The organism is Thalassotalea sp. G20_0, from assembly GCF_017744175.1.
In the GTDB taxonomy this organism is placed as follows: Bacteria; Pseudomonadota; Gammaproteobacteria; order Pseudomonadales; family Endozoicomonadaceae; genus Endozoicomonas.
The window spans coordinates 109,068-128,639 of sequence record NZ_JAGHQV010000011.1; the positions used below are offsets into that span (position 1 = coordinate 109,068).

Below are 19,572 nucleotides of genomic sequence, written 5' to 3' on the forward strand. Positions count from 1 at the left end.
GTTCTATCAATCAGAAAGCAGACACCCTGGCCACACGTTCGTTATTCGGTTTCCAGTTCGATGTCGATGCCCAGTGAGCGGATTTCCTTCAACAGTACGTTGAAAGATTCCGGCATACCGGCTTCCATTCTGTGGTCGCCATCCACGATGTTTTTGTACATCTTGGTACGGCCAGTGACGTCATCGGACTTCACAGTCAGCATTTCCTGCAGAGTGTAGGCAGCACCGTAGGCTTCCAGCGCCCAGACCTCCATCTCCCCGAAACGCTGGCCACCGAATTGTGCCTTACCACCCAGAGGCTGCTGGGTAACCAGAGAGTAAGAACCAGTAGAACGAGCGTGCATCTTGTCGTCTACCAAGTGGTTCAGCTTGAGCATGTACATGTAACCAACGGTGACCGGACGTTCAAAGGATTCGCCGGTACGACCGTCAAACAGCTTGACCTGGCCACTGTCGTTCATGTCCGCCAGGCGCAGCAGGCGCTTGATCTCGGTCTCTTTGGCACCGTCGAATACCGCCGTTGCCATTGGCACACCACCACGCAGATTGCGGGCCAGCTCCAGTACTTCTTCATCACTGAAGGAGTCAACTTCCACCGGGCTGGAGCCGGGAATACCGTTGTAGACCTCGTTCAGAAACTTGCGCAGTTCAACCATGCTCTGCTGAGCTTCCAGCATGCGGTTGATCTTGACGCCAAGGCCTTTGGCCGCAGCACCCAGGTGAGTCTCAAGCACCTGACCAACGTTCATTCGCGATGGCACACCCAGAGGGTTCAGTACGATATCAACCGGATTACCCTCTTCATCGTGCGGCATGTCTTCTACCGGCATGATGATGGAGATAACACCCTTGTTACCGTGACGACCCGCCATCTTGTCACCGGGCTGGATACGACGCTTGATGGCCAGGTAGACCTTGACAATCTTGAGCACGCCAGGGGCCATATCATCGCCAGTCTGGAGCTTCTTCTTCTTGTCTTCGAAGCGCTCATCCAGCTGGGCACGACGCTCTTTCAGCTGCTCTCTGGACAGATCCAGCATCTCATTGAGCGCCTCGTCTTCCATGGACAGTTTGAACCACTGCTCGTGCTCCAGGCCATCCAGATAGCTGTCGCTGATCCGGTCACCCTTGCCAAGACCCGGTGCGCGAACCACCGGCTGATCACGCAGGGCACCAAGCAGACGGGCGAAGGTGTCTTGCTCAACTACACGGAACTCTTCATTCAGGTCCTTGCGGTACTCATCCAGCTGCGCCTTTTCAATGGAAAGTGCACGGGAGTCTTTCTCTACGCCATCACGGGTAAAGACCTGAACATCAATAACGGTACCTTTGACACTGGTCGGTACACGCAGGGAGGTATCCTTAACATCGGATGCCTTCTCACCGAAGATGGCACGCAGCAGCTTCTCTTCCGGGGTCAGCTGAGTTTCACCTTTTGGCGTCACCTTGCCCACCAGAATGTCACCAGCGCCCACTTCTGCACCTACATAAACGATACCGGCTTCATCCAGCTTGTTCAGGGCAGACTCACCCACGTTGGGAATATCGCCCGTGACCTCTTCGGCACCAAGCTTGGTGTCACGGGCCACACAGGTCAGTTCCTGGATGTGGATGGTGGTAAAGCGATCTTCCTGAACGACACGCTCGGAAATGAGGATGGAGTCCTCGAAGTTGTAACCGTTCCAGGGCATGAACGCGACGCGCATGTTCTGACCCAGCGCCAGTTCACCCATATCAACCGATGGGCCATCCGCCATGATGTCGCCACGGGCAATCTGATCGCCAGCCTTAACCAGAGAGCGCTGGTTAATACAGGTGTTCTGGTTAGAACGGGTGTACTTGGTCAGGTTGTAGATATCAACACCGGCCTCACCTGGCTGCACTTCATCATCGTTCACACGCACCACAATACGGGCAGCATCAACGGTATCAATCACACCGCCACGACGGGCAACCACACAGACACCGGAGTCGGAAGCAACGTTACGCTCCATACCGGTACCCACCAGAGGCTTCTCTGCTCTCAGGGTAGGTACGGCCTGACGCTGCATGTTCGATCCCATCAAGGCACGGTTAGCGTCGTCGTGCTCAAGGAATGGAATCAGGGAGGCCGCAACGGATACCATCTGCTTGGTAGACACGTCCATGTACTGGACTTTGTCCGGGCTCATCAGGGTGGCTTCACCACGGTAACGCACAACGACCAGTTCATCGGTCAGCTGTTTGTTCTCATCCATGGCAGCAGATGCCTGGGCGATAACGTATTCACCTTCTTCAATGGCGGACAGGTAATCAACGTCGTCAGTCACCTTGCCATCAACAACACGACGGTATGGTGCTTCCAGGAAGCCATAGTCGTTGGTACGGGCATAGGTTGCCAGCGAGTTAATCAGACCGATGTTGGGACCTTCAGGGGTCTCGATGGGGCAGACACGACCATAGTGCGTCGCGTGTACGTCACGAACCTCAAAACCGGCACGCTCACGGGTCAGACCACCCGGACCCAACGCGGATACACGACGCTTATGAGTAATCTCGGAGAGCGGGTTGTTCTGGTCCATAAACTGGGACAGCTGGCTGGAACCGAAGAACTCCTTGATCGCCGCCGCTACCGGTTTGGCATTGATCAGATCCTGAGGCATCAGGCCTTCGGATTCCGCCAGGCTCAGACGTTCCTTAACGGCACGCTCAACACGTACCAGACCGACACGGAACTGGTTCTCAGCCATTTCACCAACGGAACGTACACGACGGTTACCCAGGTGATCGATATCGTCACAGACACCTTTACCATTGCGGATATCAACGAGGATGCGCAGGACATCAATAATGTCGGAGTTATCCAGAACACCGGAACCGGTATCTTCATCACGTCCCAGACGACGGTTGAACTTCATTCGACCGACGGCAGACAGATCATAACGCTCGGTGGAGAAGAACAGGTTCTGGAACAGGGCTTCAGCCGCATCCTGCGTTGGTGGTTCACCAGGGCGCATCATGCGGTAGATTTCAACGAGCGCTTCCAGACGGTTGGTGGTGGTATCTGCACGCAGGGTGTCAGACATGAACGGACCACACTCCAGCTCATTGATGTACAGCGTTTCTACGGTTTTGATACCGGCAGACAGCAGTTTTTCATAAACGTCAGGGGTGATCTCAGTGTTGCACTCAACAATGATTTCACCGGTCGTTTTGTGAATAACAGTCTTCGCCAGAACACGGCCATAGATGTAATCAACCGGCGCTTCCAGGTTCTTGATGTTGGCTTTCTGCAGGTCACGGAGGTGTCGGGCAGTGACACGACGGCCTTGCTCTACGACCACATTGCCGTCGTTATCGTAAATATCAAAGCTGGCAGCCTCGCCTCTCAGACGATCGGCAACAAACTCGGTGCTGACATTTTCAGCGCCAATGTTGAATTCAACAAAATCAAAGAAATTATCAAGAATTTCTTCATTGGAAAGCCCAATGGCTCTCAGCAGAATGGTGGCAGGCAGCTTACGACGACGGTCGATACGGACATACAGCAGATCCTTTGGATCAAACTCAAAGTCCAGCCATGAACCACGGTAAGGAATAACACGGGCAGAATACAGCAGCTTACCGGAGGAGTGCGTCTTACCCCGGTCATTATCAAAGAATACGCCCGGAGAGCGATGCAGCTGGGATACGATAACACGCTCTGTACCATTGATAACAAAGGTACCGTTATCGGTCATGAGCGGAATTTCGCCCATGTACACTTCCTGCTCTTTGATATCCTTGATTGCCTTGTTAGCGGAGTCTTTATCGTAGATAATCAGGCGCACCTTGACACGCAGAGGTACTGCGTAAGTGACACCCCTGAGCTGGCATTCCTTGACATCAAACGCAGGAGCACCCAGTCTGTAGCTAACATATTCAAGGGCGGCATTGCCGGAATAGCTTACGATTGGAAAGACGGATTTGAAGGCTGCGTGCAGCCCGATATCTTCTCTGGCTGCCGGTTCTTTATCTGACTGCAACAGCTTGTGATATGAATCAAGCTGAATCGCCAGCAGATACGGCACATTCATGACACTCGGCAGCTTGCCGAAGTCCTTGCGGATGCGTTTTTTCTCTGTATACGAGTATGCCATCAGCGTTCCCCAGCTTGGTTACCTGTTTTTGACTTCAGGCGGCGTCGCCTGGCCATAGTAGGTTAGTTCGAGAGCGGGTGGCTCCCTGTCAAAACCAATAAATTTTCAACTTTTATGGTCATTTACTGACCTGTATCACAGACACCCTTAAGGTGTTGCAGATACTCTTAATGCCGTTACAGACACTTGCGCATCGTTGTAGACACTTCATGTCGTGATAGACATCAACCGTTGTATGAGCTTTAGCGCCTGAACAGAAAGCAATCTAATACTATTGTTCAGATTTACTACCCTGCTTTCACGGCAATACCGCTTACATCGCACAAGGCAACGGAAGCGGTATTCGAATCTGCCCAATGGATTTATTGGACAGCCTATATATGTCAGGCTGGGCAAAACGGTCAGCGCATGAATTCTCTACAGCAATCTACCATCATCTCACAGCTTGATCTGAAGTGGTACTATAATTACCGGAAAACCCCTGTATTTAAACGTTTTACACCATCACAAAAAGCCTTCTCCAGATTGACCAGTTTCTGCGACGACTTTTCCAGGTCCATATCTCTGCCACAACGATCTGCCAAAACAGCAATACCCCAATCAACATCACGAAGAACCCCGTCCAGCCAAAAAGACTGAAAAGAATGGGAAGTTTCATGATATAGAACAGGATCTACGTGCAAATACAGTTACTCAGACGATATAGCTCATACAACGGAAAAAAGGCCGGCACCCTCGCAGGCACCAGCCACCTGAATCTATTATGCAACAGACCCGGGATTATGCAATGCTTTTGTAGAAAATTACTTGATTTCTACTTTAGCACCAGCTTCTTCCAGCTGCTTCTTCAGCTCTTCAGCTTCTTCTTTAGAAGCGCCTTCTTTCAGAGGAGCTGGAGCGCCGTCTACAACAGCCTTGGCTTCTTTCAGACCCAGGCCAGTAGCAGCACGTACTACCTTGATGACGTTAACTTTCTTCTCGCCAGCGTCAGCCAGGATTACGTCGAACTCAGTTTTTTCTTCAGCAGCGGCAGCAGCTTCAGCAGGAGCAGCAGCAACAGCAACGGCAGCAGCAGCAGAAACGCCGAACTTTTCTTCCATAGCGGAAACCAGTTCAACAACGTCCATTACAGACATTTCAGCGATTGCATTCAGGATATCTTCTTTGGACAGAGCCATCTCTATATCTCCAAAAATCTTGGTTGGGGCAAACAAACAGCCAGCCCCGGAATTTGTTTAAGCAAAAAAGCAAGAAAACCAATCCAACAAGGATTAAGCGGCTTTCTTCTTCTCGTCGGCAACAGCTGCCACAACACGGGTAATGCTTGCAGGAATCTCGTTCAGAGTTCTTGCCAGCTTGGTTACCGGTGCGATCATTACGCTCATCAGCATTGCGCGAGCCTGATCCAGAGTAGGCATCTTGGCCAGAACATCGATCTGTTCCGCACCCAGCAACTGTCCGGAAATAGACAGGGCTTTGATGTCCAGCTCTTTGTTCTCTTTGGCAAAATCCTTCATCAGACGCGCAGCGGCACCCGGATCTTCCATAGAGAAAGCAAGCACAGTAGGGCCTACCAGAACTTCCTGCAGGCACTGAAGCTCAGTACCTTCTACAGCGCGCTTGGCCAGGGTGTTACGCACTACCTTCAGATAGACGCCACCTTCACGAGCCTGCTTACGCAGAGCAGTCATTTGACTAACAGTAAGACCACGGTAGTCCGCGATTACAGCCGACAGAGCGCTTTGTGCAGCCTCGCTGACTTCGGCCACAATAGCCTTCTTGTCTTCGAGTCCTAACGCCATGGGCTTTACTCCAAATTTATGAAGTTTCACTTATGATTTATCTGTGATAAATCATTAAGCGCTTACAATACGGTGATGGGTGTATATCGTTTTGGATAAAACGCATACTCACCGTCTACGCAGGACATTAAGCCCTCCGCCTATAACCCTTTCCGGAGAAAGGCCCCTGAATAAACAGGCACGGCGTTGGACACCTGCGATCTTTGACGACCCCCGCTATGACAGCAGGGACCCCAAAGAGGGTTGCGACTGGCTTGCACCAGCCAGAAATCTGATAATCCAGATTTCAGTAATTCTTTCTATCGCTTACGCTGACAGGCTTAGGCAGAAAGAGAAGACATGTCGATAGTCAGACCCGGCCCCATAGTAGAGGACAGGGTAACTTTCTTCATGTAAACGCCTTTGCTGGAAGAAGGCTTCAGTTTCTTCAGATCAACCAGCAGAGCTTCAACGTTCTGCTTCAGGGCAGCCGCATCAAAGTCGATCTTACCAACGCCAGCGTGAATGATACCGTTCTTGTCAGTACGGAAACGAACCTGACCAGCCTTGGCGTTCTTAACCGCTTCAGCAACGTTAGGCGTTACAGTACCAACCTTGGGGTTAGGCATCAGGCCGCGTGGACCCAGAATCTGACCCAGCTGGCCAACAACGCGCATCGCATCAGGAGAAGCGATCACTACGTCGAAGTCCATCTGACCCGCTTTAACCTGCTCAGCCAGGTCTTCCATACCAACCACTTCAGCACCCGCTTCTTTAGCGGCTTCAGCGTTAGCACCCTGGGTGAACACAGCGACGCGAACGTCTTTACCGGTACCGTTAGGCAGCACGGTAGAACCACGAACCACCTGGTCAGATTTACGAGGATCCACACCCAGGTTGACAGAAACTTCGATGGTTTCCTTGAACTTGACGCTGGAGATCTCTTTCAGCAGACCGGCAGCTTCTTCAAAGCCGTAAGACTTGGTAGAATCGATCTTTTCAGCAATCAGCCTGGCACGCTTTGACATCTTAGCCATTACTCAACACCCTCCACGATCAGACCCATGGAACGAGCTGAACCAGCAATGGTACGCACCGCTGCGTCTTCGTCAGCAGCCGTCAGATCAGGCTCTTTGATCTTGGCAACTTCAAGCAGTTGCTCGCGAGTCACAGTACCGACTTTCTCGGTATTTGGACGGCCAGAACCCTTCTTCAGCTTCAGAGTCTTCATCAGCAAAACAGAAGCAGGTGGAGTCTTGGTTTCGAAAGTGAAACTGCGATCGCTGTATACAGTAATAACAACAGGAATCGGCATGCCAGCATCCATTTTCTGGGTGCTTGCGTTGAACGCCTTACAGAATTCCATGATGTTGACACCGTGCTGACCCAGGGCAGGACCAACAGGTGGGGATGGATTCGCCTGTCCAGCAGGCACTTGAAGCTTAATATAAGCTTGTACTTTCTTGGCCATTTTAACCTCTACATGGGTCACTGCCTCATTCGACGCTTTTTTTCAGACCCTCTTACAAGGAATCCCGAAAAAGCATCAATTTCCACGGCTACCCGTCTTCAAAGCGCGGTAGTTTACAGAAATCATCCCGAAAGCACCAGCGCAAAAACACGTAAGATAATTGCAATTCACACAATTATCGTTTTTCAGGCCAAATAATAAGGGAGAATGCAAGCACAACCCCAAAAAACACAAAACCCCGTTACCAGAACTGGCAAACGGGGTTATGAGATCAATTCGACCAGCTTACACTTTTTCAACCTGACCAAACTCAAGCTCTACCGGCGTTGAGCGGCCAAAGATCATTACTGCCACCTGGAGACGACTCTTCTCGTAGTTAACGCCTTCCACCACACCATTAAAGTCGGCAAAAGGACCTTCAATAACACGAACCATCTCACCCGGCTCAAACAGAGTCTTAGGCCTTGGAGCCTCAGCACCTTCGTGCACACGACGAAGAATCGCATCCGCTTCTTTTTCAGTGATCGGCGCAGGCTTGTCGGCGGTACCACCAATAAAGCCCATAACCCGAGGCGTATCTTTAATCAGATGCCACGAGTCTTCGTTCATTTCCATCTGGACTAACACATAGCCCGGAAAGAATTTTCTTTCGCTCTTGCGCTTCTGGCCGTTTTTAATCTCTACCACTTCCTCGGTAGGCACCAGAATTTCGCCAAAATACTCTTCCATACCAAGACGCTTGATACGCTCATTCAGAGAGCGCAACACCTGCTTCTCGTATCCAGAGTAGGCATGAACCACATACCATCGTTTCGCCATGTCCTGTCCCTATCAAATCAGGCTGCTGATCATCCAGCCTAGCAGAGAATCGAGCCCCCACAAAATAAGGCCCATCACTAACACGACAGCAACCACCACCAGAGTAGTTTGCACCGTCTCCTGACGAGTAGGCCAGACAACCTTGCGAATCTCGGTTTTGGCATCCTTCAGCAACGTCCAGAAGGCACCACCTTTTACCGTCTGCAGAGCAACAATCCCGGCAACCGCCGCGATTACCAGCAGACCGACAACCCTGAGAAGGAGCGACTCAGCAGAGAAGTAATAATTACCGTAAACACCAACAGCGACCAGAACCGCCACAAGGCCCCATTTGAGACCATCCAGACGACCCGAAGTCGCAATTTCAGAATTTCCACTCATCAGCTTGATTTTCTCTATCCAGGCTTTCTTGAAAAGATCTTTAAAAGACCTCTGAGAACAAGCACCCCAGGAGCTTGATCATTGGAAATGGCAGGCCAGGAGGGAATCGAACCCCCAACCCCCGGTTTTGGAGACCGGTGCTCTACCAATTGAACTACTGGCCTAAAACACTATCACTCTGGATTGCAGTGCCGGTGGATTATAATCATCATCAACCGACCTGAAAAGCCTTTCGGCTTATCGAGCACAAAAAATCAGCACTCGAGAAAAGAGACACACATCTCTCAAAAACAAAACATTTCAACAAACACCTGAAAAGGGAAGAAAAGATGAAAACCCTTTTCATTTCAGCATCTTATCATACCAACCAATCTTTTCAAGACCCTTCAACCTCCCCACTCAAACCGCCCGTGGGCACATACAAATCATGAAACCACAAAATAAACGACAAATCGCCAGTGACAAGCTCAAGGGTCTCGAACCGCCGCATATAAAACAGGAATCGAAAGAAAAAAGCAAGAACCGGGGAAAGAAAAGTTGGCAGACATGCCGAATCTGCATAAAGAACGGTTGTCGCCACCGGACGGTGAACGGATTGAAGGGCATACTGACGAGCTTGAATGGGGTCGGGCGCAGTACGAGGATCCTGACTTAATGACCTTGCCGGATGGAACTCCTTACCCGTCCAGACCGTCTAATGAGACGGTACAAACCCAGCTGAAAGGTTCACACATCAACGAACCGTTGACTGAGCATCAGGTTAATCAGCTGAACAATCTGGATTACCCTTACACCGTTGAGAATCCTGGGGATGGTTATGGCACCAGAGCGCAATCGGGACTCCCGACAAAAAGAAAGACTGAAGCGCAAGGCGACACCTCAGCTCATGAAGGAGATCCGCCAACGGCAGAAAGAGATCGAGGCGATGCTGGAGCAGATGCCGAGATTGACGCCAGTGGAAAACAACCGGCGATTGCAGAATCTGCTCAATTATCTGCGCCGGAATACTTCGGACAAACCCACAGAGAACAAGTCCGTGACGGACTCTCCAACGAAGCTTTTGCCAGGCGAAAGGTAAGGGACGTTGCCCGTGCGGGATTCGACATTCTTGATTTGAAAGAGTATTTCAGGACGATGCGTTCTGATGAAGCGCCCTATGAATTATCAGAGGCACTTTCTATTTATGTTCAATTGATGGGCAGCGATTACAGCGAAGAACAGGCGCTCTCTTTTGCTGCGGATTATCTCCAGAATGTTGCCGATGCTTCCCGTAACCTGACCCAACAGGGAGTGGTGGATAACTCACTGGCGGAAGAATCCCGCGCTGGTCAGGTGGATCATGGCCGTGATACCGAATGGATGATATCAATTACACCGGAGAGTATGACCATGGCCTGACGGTGGGTGAGGATGGCGACACCCAACGGGATGATGATTTTAAAGTGCATATCAGTCAGTTCAGGGAGTATCGAACCAAAACCTGGATCACATATGGTCCGCCCCGCTTTGCAAGGAAAAGCTTTCCATCATGACTAAAGAGTAATACTTCCATTCTCTTAATAAAGAGACCGGCCTTTGGGGTGAGGTCCACAATACCTCTGGCCCCGATGGAATCCCCTCACTCCCGCTTCATCAGGTCTTCGGCCTCTATGGGCCCTGACCCCGGTCAGGTTCAAGGGAGTGCAGGTCTTACCTTATATGCCATCCTTTGAACTTTATCAACGCAACTCGTTGCAGGCTTCTTACACTGATTAACCGCTTTTGCTTTTCTTGTCTAACGACAAACGTTTAATAGTTTGATGCCGATGCTCATGCTAACACCGGGTATGGTAAGCAAAAGTTTGCAAGCTAGTTTTGGTTGGCACAAAGCGCATACTTGGGCGTTGCATGGCTTCACAGATAGCCTCAGCATCGGCAGCGTCATTCTTGTTTGACTTTACCTATGGTTTTACGAACTGGGGAGCGATTATGCGAACGTCATGCCCAAGCTCAATAAACTTACGCCACTAGTAGTGTGAACCTCCACAAGCTTCAATGCCGATAAGCATTGAGGCAGGTTAGCCATAAAGGGCAAGAGTACCTTGCGGTTAAGTTTCTTTTTGAGAGTCACATGTCCTTTGGCAGCAACACCATGCAACTTGAAACTCTTTTTACTCAGATCAATTCCGAGAAAAACAAACTGATCTTTCTGGTTTGCTCCTGATTCTGGATGACTTCACTCTTTCTGGTAAACTTCCTGATAAATACTACCCCACAAAAACAGGTATACAGGGCATGGATACGGTCAGGCTCTTAAACGTGATCACTCAGGGTGAGGACTCCAAGCACCAGTTCAAAGCTAATGTCACACGCTCTGATTCTCTGGCGCAGGAGATGGTGGCTTTCAGCAATTCGTTAGGGGGAATGATCCTTATTGGCGTCAATGATGATGGATCCTTGGCGGGGCTGACACCTGATGATATTGGCAGATTAAACCAACTGGTTTCAAATGCGGCAACGGAGCATATGCGGCCACCTATTGCGCCTGTCACTCAAAATATTTCTCATCCTGAGGGTATGGTTATGGTTGTAACCGTGCCGGAGGGTATCAGCAAGCCCTATATGGACAAGAATCTACATGTATTCGTGAAAAGTGGAGCCGATAAGCGAAAAGTCACCGCACGGGAAGAACTGAAACGTATGTTCCAGTCAGCCGCCCTGGTGCATGCGGATGAGATACCTGTGAGAAATTCGTCCATAGCTGATGTGGACCAAGACTTCTTCAGCTCATTTTTTGAACGTGAGTTTGGTGAATCTGTTGCTGATCAGGGTATTTCCTGCACGCAGCTGATGGAAAACATGAATCTGATGCGAGATGGACAGCTGAACATCAGTGGCGCATTACTGTTCGCGATCAGGCCACAGATTCGCTTGCCCGTTTATATCATCAAGGCAGTCGCCTTCCCGGGAAATGATATTGCTGATGAGCACTATATTGACAGCCGGGATATTAGTGGGAAGTTGTCGGATCTTTTCCGGGAAGCCATGAGTTTCCTCCTGGCTAATATCCGCCACGTTCAAAACGACCAGAGTTTTAATTCTACGGGTGTGCCAGAGATACCGAGGATTGTTTTTGAAGAGCTTATCGCCAATGCTCTGATACACAGGGATTACTTTATCTCAGCTCCTGTGCGCCTGTTGGTTTTTTCAGACCGTATCGAGATAATAAGCCCGGGGGTGCTTCCTAATAACTTAACGGTAGAGAATGTCATGATGGGCAATTCAAATATAAGAAACCCCATTCTGGCCTCTTTTGCCTCGAAGGTGTTGCCCTACCGCGGACTAGGCAGCGGAATTCGCAGGGCTCTGAAAGCACATCCGGATATTGAGTTTATTGATGATCGTGCCGGGAATACTTTTACTGTGATCATTGCCCGTACTTGAAAAACCGGGAAACTGGGCAAAAACCGGAAAGTGAGGTCAAAAAAAACCGAAGTCAAAAACCGGGGTCAGATCTTGATTCTTGCATGAAGTCAAGGAAAACTCTTCCCGACCCAGCAATTAAAAACCAAGGCCTGGTTCAGTTTTTTCTCGGTGAAGGCCGGTTCCGATAACTTCCGGGCATCGTCCATCCAAGGCATTATGAAGCGCATCAGGGCCAAGAGGGTTCAGGTGGTGGTGTATGATCCGGTGCTGGATGAAGCGTAGTTCTTTAACTCACGGGCGATTACCGACCTTAACGAGTTCAAGCAGACCGCCAATGTGATCGTTTCCAACCTTATGGTGGATGAACTGGCGGATGTGCTGGATAAATTCTTTATCTGTTGTCAGTACAGGTATCTGGTGTTTGATGGCCATTATAGTAATCAGAAAGTCGGTATGAGAGTCCTGAACCTCATTTCTACGACAGATGCTGGCTTGAGTCGCCGCGCTGATATAGTCCATTTCAGAAATGGGCAGCAGATCAAAGGCACTGAGTTTGTCACACAAGCGTGTGAATTGAGCCTCATGCTTAATGCCGGTTAACACTTCCTGCAGTATTGGACCAATCATCACGGCCCGGTGCTGACGGATTAATCTCTGCAACAGGATTGCTTCTTCGGGTACGGATTCAACATTACGCCGACGCAGTGCAGCAGACCATACGCAGGTATCTACCAGCACCATTATTTTCTACGGACCTCTTTTGTGGGGGCCTGATCGTCGTGGTAATCAATGGTGCCGAAATCATCCAGCAGTTCCAGCTGCTTGCGAAGGCGAATGAATTCGGCAAGCGCTTCATTAACGGCCGCCTTTTTCAAGGCGTTACCGGTCCATGCTTTACCTGCATTAGTATTCTTGGCCAATGGTCTTTCAAGATAAGAAATGGACCGTCTAACGGCGTTGAAAAGACTATCTATGTGTGCAGCTGCGAGGCGAAGTAATGAAGGCTTGCCACCCTTGATGCCTTAGGTGTAGCAGGGCCCGATATGTATTGCGACCTCCGATGAGGTTGCGTTATATGATGAAACGGATTACTCAGAATGGCTTCGGGATTATCTTCAGAAAGTAATGATTTCAGGTGGTTTATTTTAATCCGATTCCCCTCCTGATAATCAAAAGGTCCGTTAGACCCTGCCAGCGAATATAGTAACTTTGCTCCAGCCAATAAAGTTGTGAATGACGAGGAATGGAAAGTTCTCTGGATCACGTATTATGAGAACAAGTCTCTGCCTAAAAAGGTACCAACAATGTCCTGGCTACTCCAAACCATAGCGAAAGTGGGTGGCTGGTGTGACTCTAAACGAACAGGCGTTCCCGGATGGTTAGTTGTTTGGGAGGGCTGGGCAAAACTGCAAGACCGTCTCCACACCTACCGGATGACAAAGGGTGTAGAGATCTGACTAAGAGACAGCCCGGTAGGGCGGGGATGTTACAAAGAGTATTTAAGTACTAACGCTTCAATTTAAGTGAATTTTTTATACCGGAACTACAGTGACATTCAATTGTCCAAAGATTACCAATTCTGTATTCCCCTGCATGGATGATAAAAAGTTGAAAGCATCTATAGATCAAGTTGTCCGACTGAAAACTGGCGTTCCAGATAGGGTCATCCAGAGTGTTACATTTGGCCTGAAAAATTATTACTACTGTTAGTCGATTTTTTGCTATGACAATGGATATTCAAGTTTATTATGGGGGTCAGCATGCTATTTCCGGACTTACCAAGCTGATTAATGAAAATATTTCCAATGAAAATCAAGCCGTTTATGAAGAGGTCAAGTTAGGGACTAGCCTGTTACTTTTAGGTCTCCTTCCAAATGAGGAGCAATGGCTTAGAACTCTTGATAAGAGGGTTGTATGCATAGTGCCCGGTATAATGTCACTGCTTGGTGCAGGTATAACCGTATATCTATCCCCTGATTGTGATACTTCATATATTACAAAAGGTTTTTTTGATGGCGCAAAGGACGGCTTGATTTATTACTCGGCTTCATCTTGCATCATGAATAAAATAACCACGGTAGCAATCGAAACAATTTTCAAATAAGCACATCGTTAAACAAATTTTTTATTATGGAAAGTGTAACGCTATTCCTTTCTCCAACAGGTGTTCCAGTGAACTTTAAATAATGTAAAGAAAATACAGAATTATCTCCAAAATTAGTAATCAAATGACCACCAGGATAAGAGCACACAGACCAAATTGATTGCCTTGAACCATCAACCCCTGAACTAACCTGTTCATAATTTAGAATATATTTTTCTCCCCTGTCATCTGAAACTATGTACTATTCTTTAGCTGGGGTTGAGGTTGTAGATAAACAAGAATTATGCATTGAATCTCTCCACTAACTCATATAAGTGATCGACCGGTATAGGCAATATCCGTGTCGTAAGGCTATTCAGTTATTGCCAAACGGGTTGAACTATTCCGGTGTTTTTGGGTAGTCAGGGAATAGCTTATTTACCAGGATATCTCTTGACTTAAACATTACGTCTACATAGATTCTGGGTTTGTAACCAGAACTGGAAAAGTCATGAACGCCTACACAATATTGATGCTCTTTCCCAATAATTTCAATTAATTTTTCTTTAATTTTTTCTGCTTTTTCCAGGTTGTTAACCATAATATCGATACCGATATCATCCCATGTGACTTCTTTGATAGGAATATCGTTGAATTTTTCTTGTAAGGCCATTAATAATTGACTCTCTTTTTCTTCTTTCCTCAGTTTGTCAAAAGACTGCGACTGCTCAACATTTGGTGGTAAAAGGTCATTTTTTGGAAGCTCTTTATTGATTTTAATGGGCTGCATAGATGTCTCTGTAATATTTCCAACCAAATTTGGGGCAGTTACAAAAGATTGCGAGGGTGGTGAAGGAATTTTTTTAACTGGGTTTTTATTTTTCTCCGCTGCCAGTTCTTTAAACATTTCCATCAACTTTGGTTTCAACTCATCCAATCCTTTGAAGCACATACCATGAAATTCATCTTTACACCTAATGCAGTATTCGGTAAATATCTTTCTTTTCTTTTTATGAGAAAAACTATTCGAGCTAGCACCTTCAGAAATTTCTGCTTCGCCCGAAGCAACCAGAAAATCACCATTTTTAACCGCTGCTGCAAGCACACGATTGCCTTGATTATCGACAATAAAAACCAGTCCGGGGCTATTAAAATCAAATTCAATAGTATTGCTCTCAGAGCCCATGGACCTGGTGGTTATTGCTGTCGTAGTAGCAACTGAAACACGGGCACCTTCCTCATCTATTTTGGCCACGATTGTTTGTTTTGTGCTGAGAGAGTCAGGTGTCGGTCCGCCTAATTTCTTTAATTTGTCCGGAGTTATTTTTATACCCCGAAAAGAACCAATCTGATCCAACAGATCGCTGTTCGTACTGTTTATTTTCATTACGGGGAGCGTCAGTTTAACTTCTCTGGGCGTGCAGTTAATTGATCTGTCAATCAGATGATCAATGGTCTCTTTAGTAATACTGCCAATGGCATCAGGTGAATCTTGAAGCGGTGCTATCGCCACCAGGTAAAGCTTATTCTCTCCTTGCATGAATGGTTTGGCAATCGCTTCAAATTTTCGGCTACGCTCATCAGAGTAACCTATCTGATCCTTTATACTCATCATTTTGACGTTAATTGTGGACCCGTCTGCACACCTGAATGGACGAGACTTAGTGTTACTTGCATTAAACGCATGAGCCCATTTTGCCTTGAGTGACACGATATTGTTTATGGTGGTGTCAATCGAATCCCGAAGGGGATGATTTGCCAGCAATCCAGGAATTTCACCCCCGGTAACTTGTTCGACGTATTGATCCGTCACATCAGCTATGTTTTTATTGCCATCAGAGGTTAGCAGCTCTGCTTTATAGTGCTCAGTGAGGTTATTAACAAAACCCTTTTCGTGGCCCGGATTATATGCGGATGCCATGAAGTTCAATATAGAAAGCATCTGGTCCTTTCGGAAAGGATGCTTTCTGCTGAAACGCCCCAGTTCATTATGGATCGCCGAATCAAGCTGTGGTGTCAGTTCTCCTTGAGGTATGCCGAGGATCATTTCCTTATCGGTGTTATCCATGGTTGCCAGTAACATACCCAGTGACGCGGCCAGGCTTGAATCGGACAAAGCAGTGCTGGACTGACCTGCAGGTTTTAATATTTCAAACGCCAGATCACGAATGCATGCGCTAACTATTTTTTTAGCTCGATCCTGGTATTCTTGCTGGTTGCAGGTTGTTGTTTCAATCGATGCACGCGTAGGAACAGTTGGTATTGGGGGTAAGCCGACTGAGTTGAACATTTTGCTACTCCTGATTCTGTTAATGTTAATAACATCCGCAAGGCAAGTAATTTTTAATCAGTTCGCTATTGAGGTCTCCTTCCACCACTGAGAAAATTCCATCTTTATTTACTCCAATAGCGCTAAAATCTACAGCGCTAACAAGACTAGTTTAATCACTTTTCCGACGATTGCCCAGCATCCTGATGTTTGTCGTGAGCAATAAGTCGTCGGTAATTACCAGCTATTCGCAATGTGTATTATTCTGTAGGGAATGATGTTTTTTATTATCCGGATGTGATGGTGGCCTGTAACGATTCTGACCAGAACGCCTATGTTGAAGATCAGCCAACCTTGATTGCCGAAGTGCTATCCCCCACCACCGAGGCGAGAGACCGGATGGAAAAGCTTGCAGCCTACACCGCCATCAAGGGGTTGAAGGAGTATGTATTGATCCATCAGGATAAGATTGCCGTGGATCTCTACCAGAGTACCGACAGCGGCTGGGAGATCATCCGCCTGAAGCAGGAGACCGATACCCTGCTGCTCCATTCCATCGGGTTTTCAGTTACGCTTCGGGAGCTTTATGAAGATGTGGTGGGGGTTCTTTAAGTGATAGTCATCAGTGGGCAGTGGGCAGAAAAAGATGGTTGATGTGCATTTATTTTTCTGAAAACTGATAACTGTCTACCGGACAAAAGAATATTTACAGATGTATTAACAATTCCTGATCCTTCATAATTCCGTGTTTTTTTAATCTTGAAGTCTGTTCAATGGATAAATTTCTTGCTTCAGGTGTTCCCGCCTGCGCTGTATCGCTTTGCTTTTAATTTTTCTCAGCTATCATCGCTTCCGGTTGCTTTCATTAATTCGTTGCAGAAAGACACTCAACAGCAGGTTGTCGATGAAACTGTTGATTTTATTGCAGCCAAACCGTCTCATTGCAGGATTTACTATTTTCCAATACACGACGCTGCGGCTTTCATGGAGTTGATGCCTGCCAGGTTGGATCGCTTGATCACTCTGCCACTTCTTAGTTTTAGACAGTCTTCCGATTTAATTGAATCACTATTGATTTTGGTTTGTTTTGCAGCATGCTTACGATTGTTTAATGTTATCCTCATTTGCTTTAATCTTGTTTTATTTCTATTTGAGGTTAGTTTAATTTGTTCCAATCTCTCTCTATTTTTCATAAAACAGTATATTTTAATCACACTGAGATTGTGAGCTGCATGGGCAATAGTTGCTGATAATAAACCATGGCTTTTATATATATGGTTATATTTAAAACCCGCTATAGTGGCCATAAATATATGGGTAAAAGATGGTTTTGGAGTGCAAAGATGCGCAATTCCAAATAGAAAAGCACTAATAATCTCCGGGATATACCCTGTACCAAAAGGCAGGTTTGATTTTATAAGTTGTGGGCAAATAACCCTGAATAATGCCTCTTCAATGGAGGCATTTGTGAATAGTTCCTTTGTAGACATTTTTTCTAAAAAACCTTCTTCATAGGGGTTAAAATCTGTTCGTCCTGTTAACTTTGTCTCCACCATTGATACAGGCCTTGCTAATAATAAATTCAGAGGTGTATGTGTTAGCCTCATACCCGTCCCCAAGAAAATTTTTTTAACTTGATCTTGTAATACTTCTATGGATCGATTGCCAGCAAAAGCTTTAACGGATGAATTTACCGCTGGTGCCAATGAAGATATAAAAGGCGATAAATTTGACGATATAAAGTCCATAAAAAACCACCATATGCGTTTGGATCAGGAGGTTAGCCCGGATATTTCATAAACTGCCCCGACTCTCGCGTGCGACCACATGGATGTGGAGGTAGGGCGACGCAGGATGCCAAAGCCGAGAACTTTGTCGCTCTATGGGATTTTGTGAGGGAGCGCCGTACCGGGGAGGTACGGTCGACTGAGCAAAATTACCTTAGAACGGCAAAAGACAAGCGAGATCGGGAGCACGTTTATGAAATATCCGGATTAGACCATTAAAAATAGATTTTTCTCAATTCTGGTTAAAACTATTGATGATAGCAGGTATTACCAAACGCTTGTCACCAACGGGCTCTCTCTCAAATTACGATCTGCAGTAACAAGTGTTGCACCAAGATGGATCGCTGTGGCGGCAATCAAACGGTCCGCCGGATCATTATTAATGCTGTTGTCCAGCTTCACGGAGAGTTCTGCAATGATTGGGTTAATAGGGATAACGTCGATTGTTCTTGCCTGTAATGCCAATTGGCAAAAACTCTCGGCGCTCAATTCCAATTGCAGCCGTCTACGTTTTATCAGCATGGCTACTTCCCAGAGGGTGATATCGCAAATCATCAGCTGGCCTTTGCGATCACCTTGTTGGATGATTTGCTTTGCCTGTTTACTGAGTTTGTCGTGTTGCAGGGCATCCCAGATAAAGGCACAGGTATCCAATAAAATCATTGCCGGTTTTCCCAGGGCTCATCCAATGGGTCGATAATATCGTTGGCAATGGCATTTTTACCCACTTCCTTCAGGGTTTTTCTTGAATACTTCTTTAACGCATCGGGGGCGCAGACGGTCGCCAGTGTTTGACCATTAGAAGTCACGATAAAGGGTTGGCCTTGTTGGGCTTTTTTCAGGTAATCAAGCAGGTTAGCTCTCAGTTCGCTGATATTGACCTGTTCCACTCTTTATTCCTTGTACAAAATCTTTGTACTTCTCAAGCTAGTTCAGCCGGAGTGTTTCTGCAAGAGGCAGTGGGCAGTAAAAGCTTTTTCTGCCAACTGCCAACTTGTAATGCGAGGGAATTACAGCGCATAAAAAAAGGGCTTACATCGCTGTAAACCCTTGTTTTATATGGAGCTCTTAACCGGAATTGAACCGGTGACCTCATCCTTACCAAGGATGCGCTCTACCGACTGAGCTATAAGAGCATGAATCTCAAAAAAGAACGAAAGAGATGCAATCTGGAGCGGGTAGCGGGAATCGAACCCGCATCATCAGCTTGGAAGGCTGAGGTTCTACCATTGAACTATACCCGCACAAACAAACTTTATTTATGCAGAGGCTTCTATACATCCAACAAAGAATACAAGAGAAGCCAGCAGTCTCCAAGCATCAAGAATCAGTTTTTCGATTTACTTAACACAAGGAAGCGAAATCTGGTGGTGGGGGCTGGATTCGAACCAGCGAAGCTTTCGCGTCAGATTTACAGTCTGATCCCTTTGGCCACTCGGGAACCCCACCAGATGCTGC

The 19,572-nt window shown here is 47.3% G+C and carries 19 protein-coding genes, 4 tRNA genes and 2 pseudogenes; 7 read left to right on the forward strand and 18 right to left on the reverse strand.

What is annotated here, in order from left to right:
* Positions 1 to 41 precede the first annotated feature (41 nt).
* The 8 genes from rpoB to J7438_RS09095 all read right to left on the reverse strand — a co-directional run bounded on the left by rpoB (position 42) and on the right by J7438_RS09095 (position 8,734).
* A complete protein-coding gene (gene rpoB / locus J7438_RS09060) occupies positions 42 to 4,118 on the reverse strand; it encodes a DNA-directed RNA polymerase subunit beta (RefSeq protein WP_209276285.1) in 4,077 nt (1,358 codons plus the stop codon).
* A gap of 803 nt (positions 4,119 to 4,921) precedes the next feature.
* Positions 4,922 to 5,296: a 50S ribosomal protein L7/L12 gene (gene rplL / locus J7438_RS09065; protein ID WP_101748386.1), complete on the reverse strand. Its 375-nt coding sequence runs from the start codon at positions 5,294 to 5,296 to the stop codon at positions 4,922 to 4,924.
* Positions 5,297 to 5,389: 93 nt separating this feature from the next.
* Positions 5,390 to 5,920: a 50S ribosomal protein L10 gene (rplJ, locus tag J7438_RS09070; RefSeq protein ID WP_101748379.1), complete on the reverse strand. Its 531-nt coding sequence runs from the start codon at positions 5,918 to 5,920 to the stop codon at positions 5,390 to 5,392.
* 320 nt (positions 5,921 to 6,240) lie between these two features.
* Positions 6,241 to 6,936, reverse strand: coding sequence for a 50S ribosomal protein L1 (rplA, locus tag J7438_RS09075; protein ID WP_209276286.1), 696 nt, complete (start codon positions 6,934 to 6,936; stop codon positions 6,241 to 6,243).
* Positions 6,936 to 7,370, reverse strand: a complete 435-nt coding sequence (gene rplK / locus J7438_RS09080; RefSeq protein WP_020581778.1) for a 50S ribosomal protein L11 — start codon at positions 7,368 to 7,370, stop codon at positions 6,936 to 6,938. The genes rplA and rplK overlap by 1 nt, the downstream gene beginning before the upstream one ends.
* A 285-nt stretch (positions 7,371 to 7,655) precedes the next feature.
* Entirely contained in the window at positions 7,656 to 8,189 is a 534-nt protein-coding gene (gene nusG / locus J7438_RS09085) for a transcription termination/antitermination protein NusG (RefSeq protein WP_101748382.1), read from the reverse strand.
* Between the two features lie 12 nt (positions 8,190 to 8,201).
* Positions 8,202 to 8,570 carry a preprotein translocase subunit SecE gene (secE, locus tag J7438_RS09090; RefSeq protein ID WP_209203110.1) on the reverse strand — a complete coding sequence of 123 codons (369 nt, stop codon included), beginning with the start codon at positions 8,568 to 8,570 and terminating at the stop codon, positions 8,202 to 8,204.
* 88 nt (positions 8,571 to 8,658) lie between these two features.
* Positions 8,659 to 8,734 (reverse strand) — tRNA-Trp (locus J7438_RS09095).
* A 382-nt stretch (positions 8,735 to 9,116) separates the two neighbouring features.
* Between J7438_RS09095 and J7438_RS09100 the strand changes: the two genes are divergently transcribed.
* Together J7438_RS09100 and J7438_RS09105 are read left to right on the forward strand one after the other, a co-directional pair.
* The gene (locus J7438_RS09100; protein WP_209276287.1) at positions 9,117 to 9,968 is read left to right on the forward strand and encodes a hypothetical protein; all 852 of its coding nucleotides are present in this window, start codon (positions 9,117 to 9,119) and stop codon (positions 9,966 to 9,968) included.
* Complete coding sequence (locus J7438_RS09105) at positions 9,926 to 10,102, forward strand: hypothetical protein (RefSeq protein ID WP_209203108.1); 177 nt, start codon at positions 9,926 to 9,928, stop codon at positions 10,100 to 10,102. Before J7438_RS09100 ends, J7438_RS09105 begins: the two co-directional genes overlap by 43 nt.
* Before the next feature lie 318 nt (positions 10,103 to 10,420).
* Here the strand turns inward: J7438_RS09105 and J7438_RS27645 are convergent.
* A pseudogene (locus J7438_RS27645) lies at positions 10,421 to 10,734 on the reverse strand (IS110 family transposase); the annotation flags it as partial.
* 110 nt (positions 10,735 to 10,844) lie between these two features.
* Between J7438_RS27645 and J7438_RS09110 the strand changes: the two are divergent.
* Together J7438_RS09110 and J7438_RS09115 are read left to right on the forward strand one after the other, a co-directional pair.
* Positions 10,845 to 11,993 carry an RNA-binding domain-containing protein gene (locus tag J7438_RS09110; protein WP_209203107.1) on the forward strand — a complete coding sequence of 383 codons (1,149 nt, stop codon included), beginning with the start codon at positions 10,845 to 10,847 and terminating at the stop codon, positions 11,991 to 11,993.
* A gap of 150 nt (positions 11,994 to 12,143) precedes the next feature.
* A pseudogene (locus J7438_RS09115) lies at positions 12,144 to 12,368 on the forward strand (UDP binding domain-containing protein); the annotation flags it as partial.
* On the opposite strand, the gene J7438_RS09120 reads toward J7438_RS09115, so the two are convergent.
* Together J7438_RS09120 and J7438_RS09125 are read right to left on the reverse strand one after the other, a co-directional pair.
* Positions 12,267 to 12,716, reverse strand: coding sequence for a PIN domain-containing protein (locus tag J7438_RS09120; RefSeq protein ID WP_209276308.1), 450 nt, complete (start codon positions 12,714 to 12,716; stop codon positions 12,267 to 12,269). The pseudogene J7438_RS09115 and the gene J7438_RS09120 overlap by 102 nt on opposite strands.
* Positions 12,716 to 12,895: a hypothetical protein gene (locus J7438_RS09125; protein WP_209276288.1), complete on the reverse strand. Its 180-nt coding sequence runs from the start codon at positions 12,893 to 12,895 to the stop codon at positions 12,716 to 12,718. The genes J7438_RS09120 and J7438_RS09125 overlap by 1 nt, the downstream gene beginning before the upstream one ends.
* A gap of 309 nt (positions 12,896 to 13,204) precedes the next feature.
* Here J7438_RS09125 and J7438_RS09130 point away from each other — a divergent pair, with 309 nt between their 5' ends.
* A complete protein-coding gene (locus J7438_RS09130) occupies positions 13,205 to 13,432 on the forward strand; it encodes a hypothetical protein (RefSeq protein ID WP_209203104.1) in 228 nt (75 codons plus the stop codon).
* A gap of 272 nt (positions 13,433 to 13,704) precedes the next feature.
* The gene (locus J7438_RS09135; RefSeq protein WP_209276289.1) at positions 13,705 to 14,079 is read left to right on the forward strand and encodes a hypothetical protein; all 375 of its coding nucleotides are present in this window, start codon (positions 13,705 to 13,707) and stop codon (positions 14,077 to 14,079) included.
* 379 nt (positions 14,080 to 14,458) lie between these two features.
* Here J7438_RS09135 and J7438_RS09140 read toward each other — a convergent pair whose 3' ends face one another.
* The gene (locus tag J7438_RS09140) at positions 14,459 to 16,348 is read right to left on the reverse strand and encodes a serpin family protein (protein ID WP_209276290.1); all 1,890 of its coding nucleotides are present in this window, start codon (positions 16,346 to 16,348) and stop codon (positions 14,459 to 14,461) included.
* 234 nt (positions 16,349 to 16,582) lie between these two features.
* On the opposite strand from J7438_RS09140, the gene J7438_RS09145 reads away from it, so the two are divergent.
* A complete protein-coding gene (locus J7438_RS09145; protein ID WP_209276291.1) occupies positions 16,583 to 16,939 on the forward strand; it encodes a Uma2 family endonuclease in 357 nt (118 codons plus the stop codon).
* Positions 16,940 to 17,280: 341 nt separating this feature from the next.
* Here J7438_RS09145 and J7438_RS09150 read toward each other — a convergent pair whose 3' ends face one another.
* The 6 genes from J7438_RS09150 to J7438_RS09175 all read right to left on the reverse strand — a co-directional run bounded on the left by J7438_RS09150 (position 17,281) and on the right by J7438_RS09175 (position 19,563).
* A complete protein-coding gene (locus J7438_RS09150) occupies positions 17,281 to 18,075 on the reverse strand; it encodes a CPBP family intramembrane glutamic endopeptidase (RefSeq protein WP_209276292.1) in 795 nt (264 codons plus the stop codon).
* A gap of 306 nt (positions 18,076 to 18,381) precedes the next feature.
* Entirely contained in the window at positions 18,382 to 18,777 is a 396-nt protein-coding gene (locus J7438_RS09155) for a type II toxin-antitoxin system VapC family toxin (protein WP_209203098.1), read from the reverse strand.
* The gene (locus J7438_RS09160; protein WP_209203097.1) at positions 18,774 to 19,004 is read right to left on the reverse strand and encodes a type II toxin-antitoxin system Phd/YefM family antitoxin; all 231 of its coding nucleotides are present in this window, start codon (positions 19,002 to 19,004) and stop codon (positions 18,774 to 18,776) included. Before J7438_RS09160 ends, J7438_RS09155 begins: the two co-directional genes overlap by 4 nt.
* 170 nt (positions 19,005 to 19,174) lie before the next feature.
* Positions 19,175 to 19,250, reverse strand: a tRNA-Thr gene (locus J7438_RS09165).
* A gap of 34 nt (positions 19,251 to 19,284) precedes the next feature.
* Positions 19,285 to 19,358: transfer RNA gene (locus J7438_RS09170), tRNA-Gly, on the reverse strand.
* 121 nt (positions 19,359 to 19,479) lie between these two features.
* Positions 19,480 to 19,563 (reverse strand) — tRNA-Tyr (locus tag J7438_RS09175).
* Positions 19,564 to 19,572 lie beyond the last annotated feature (9 nt).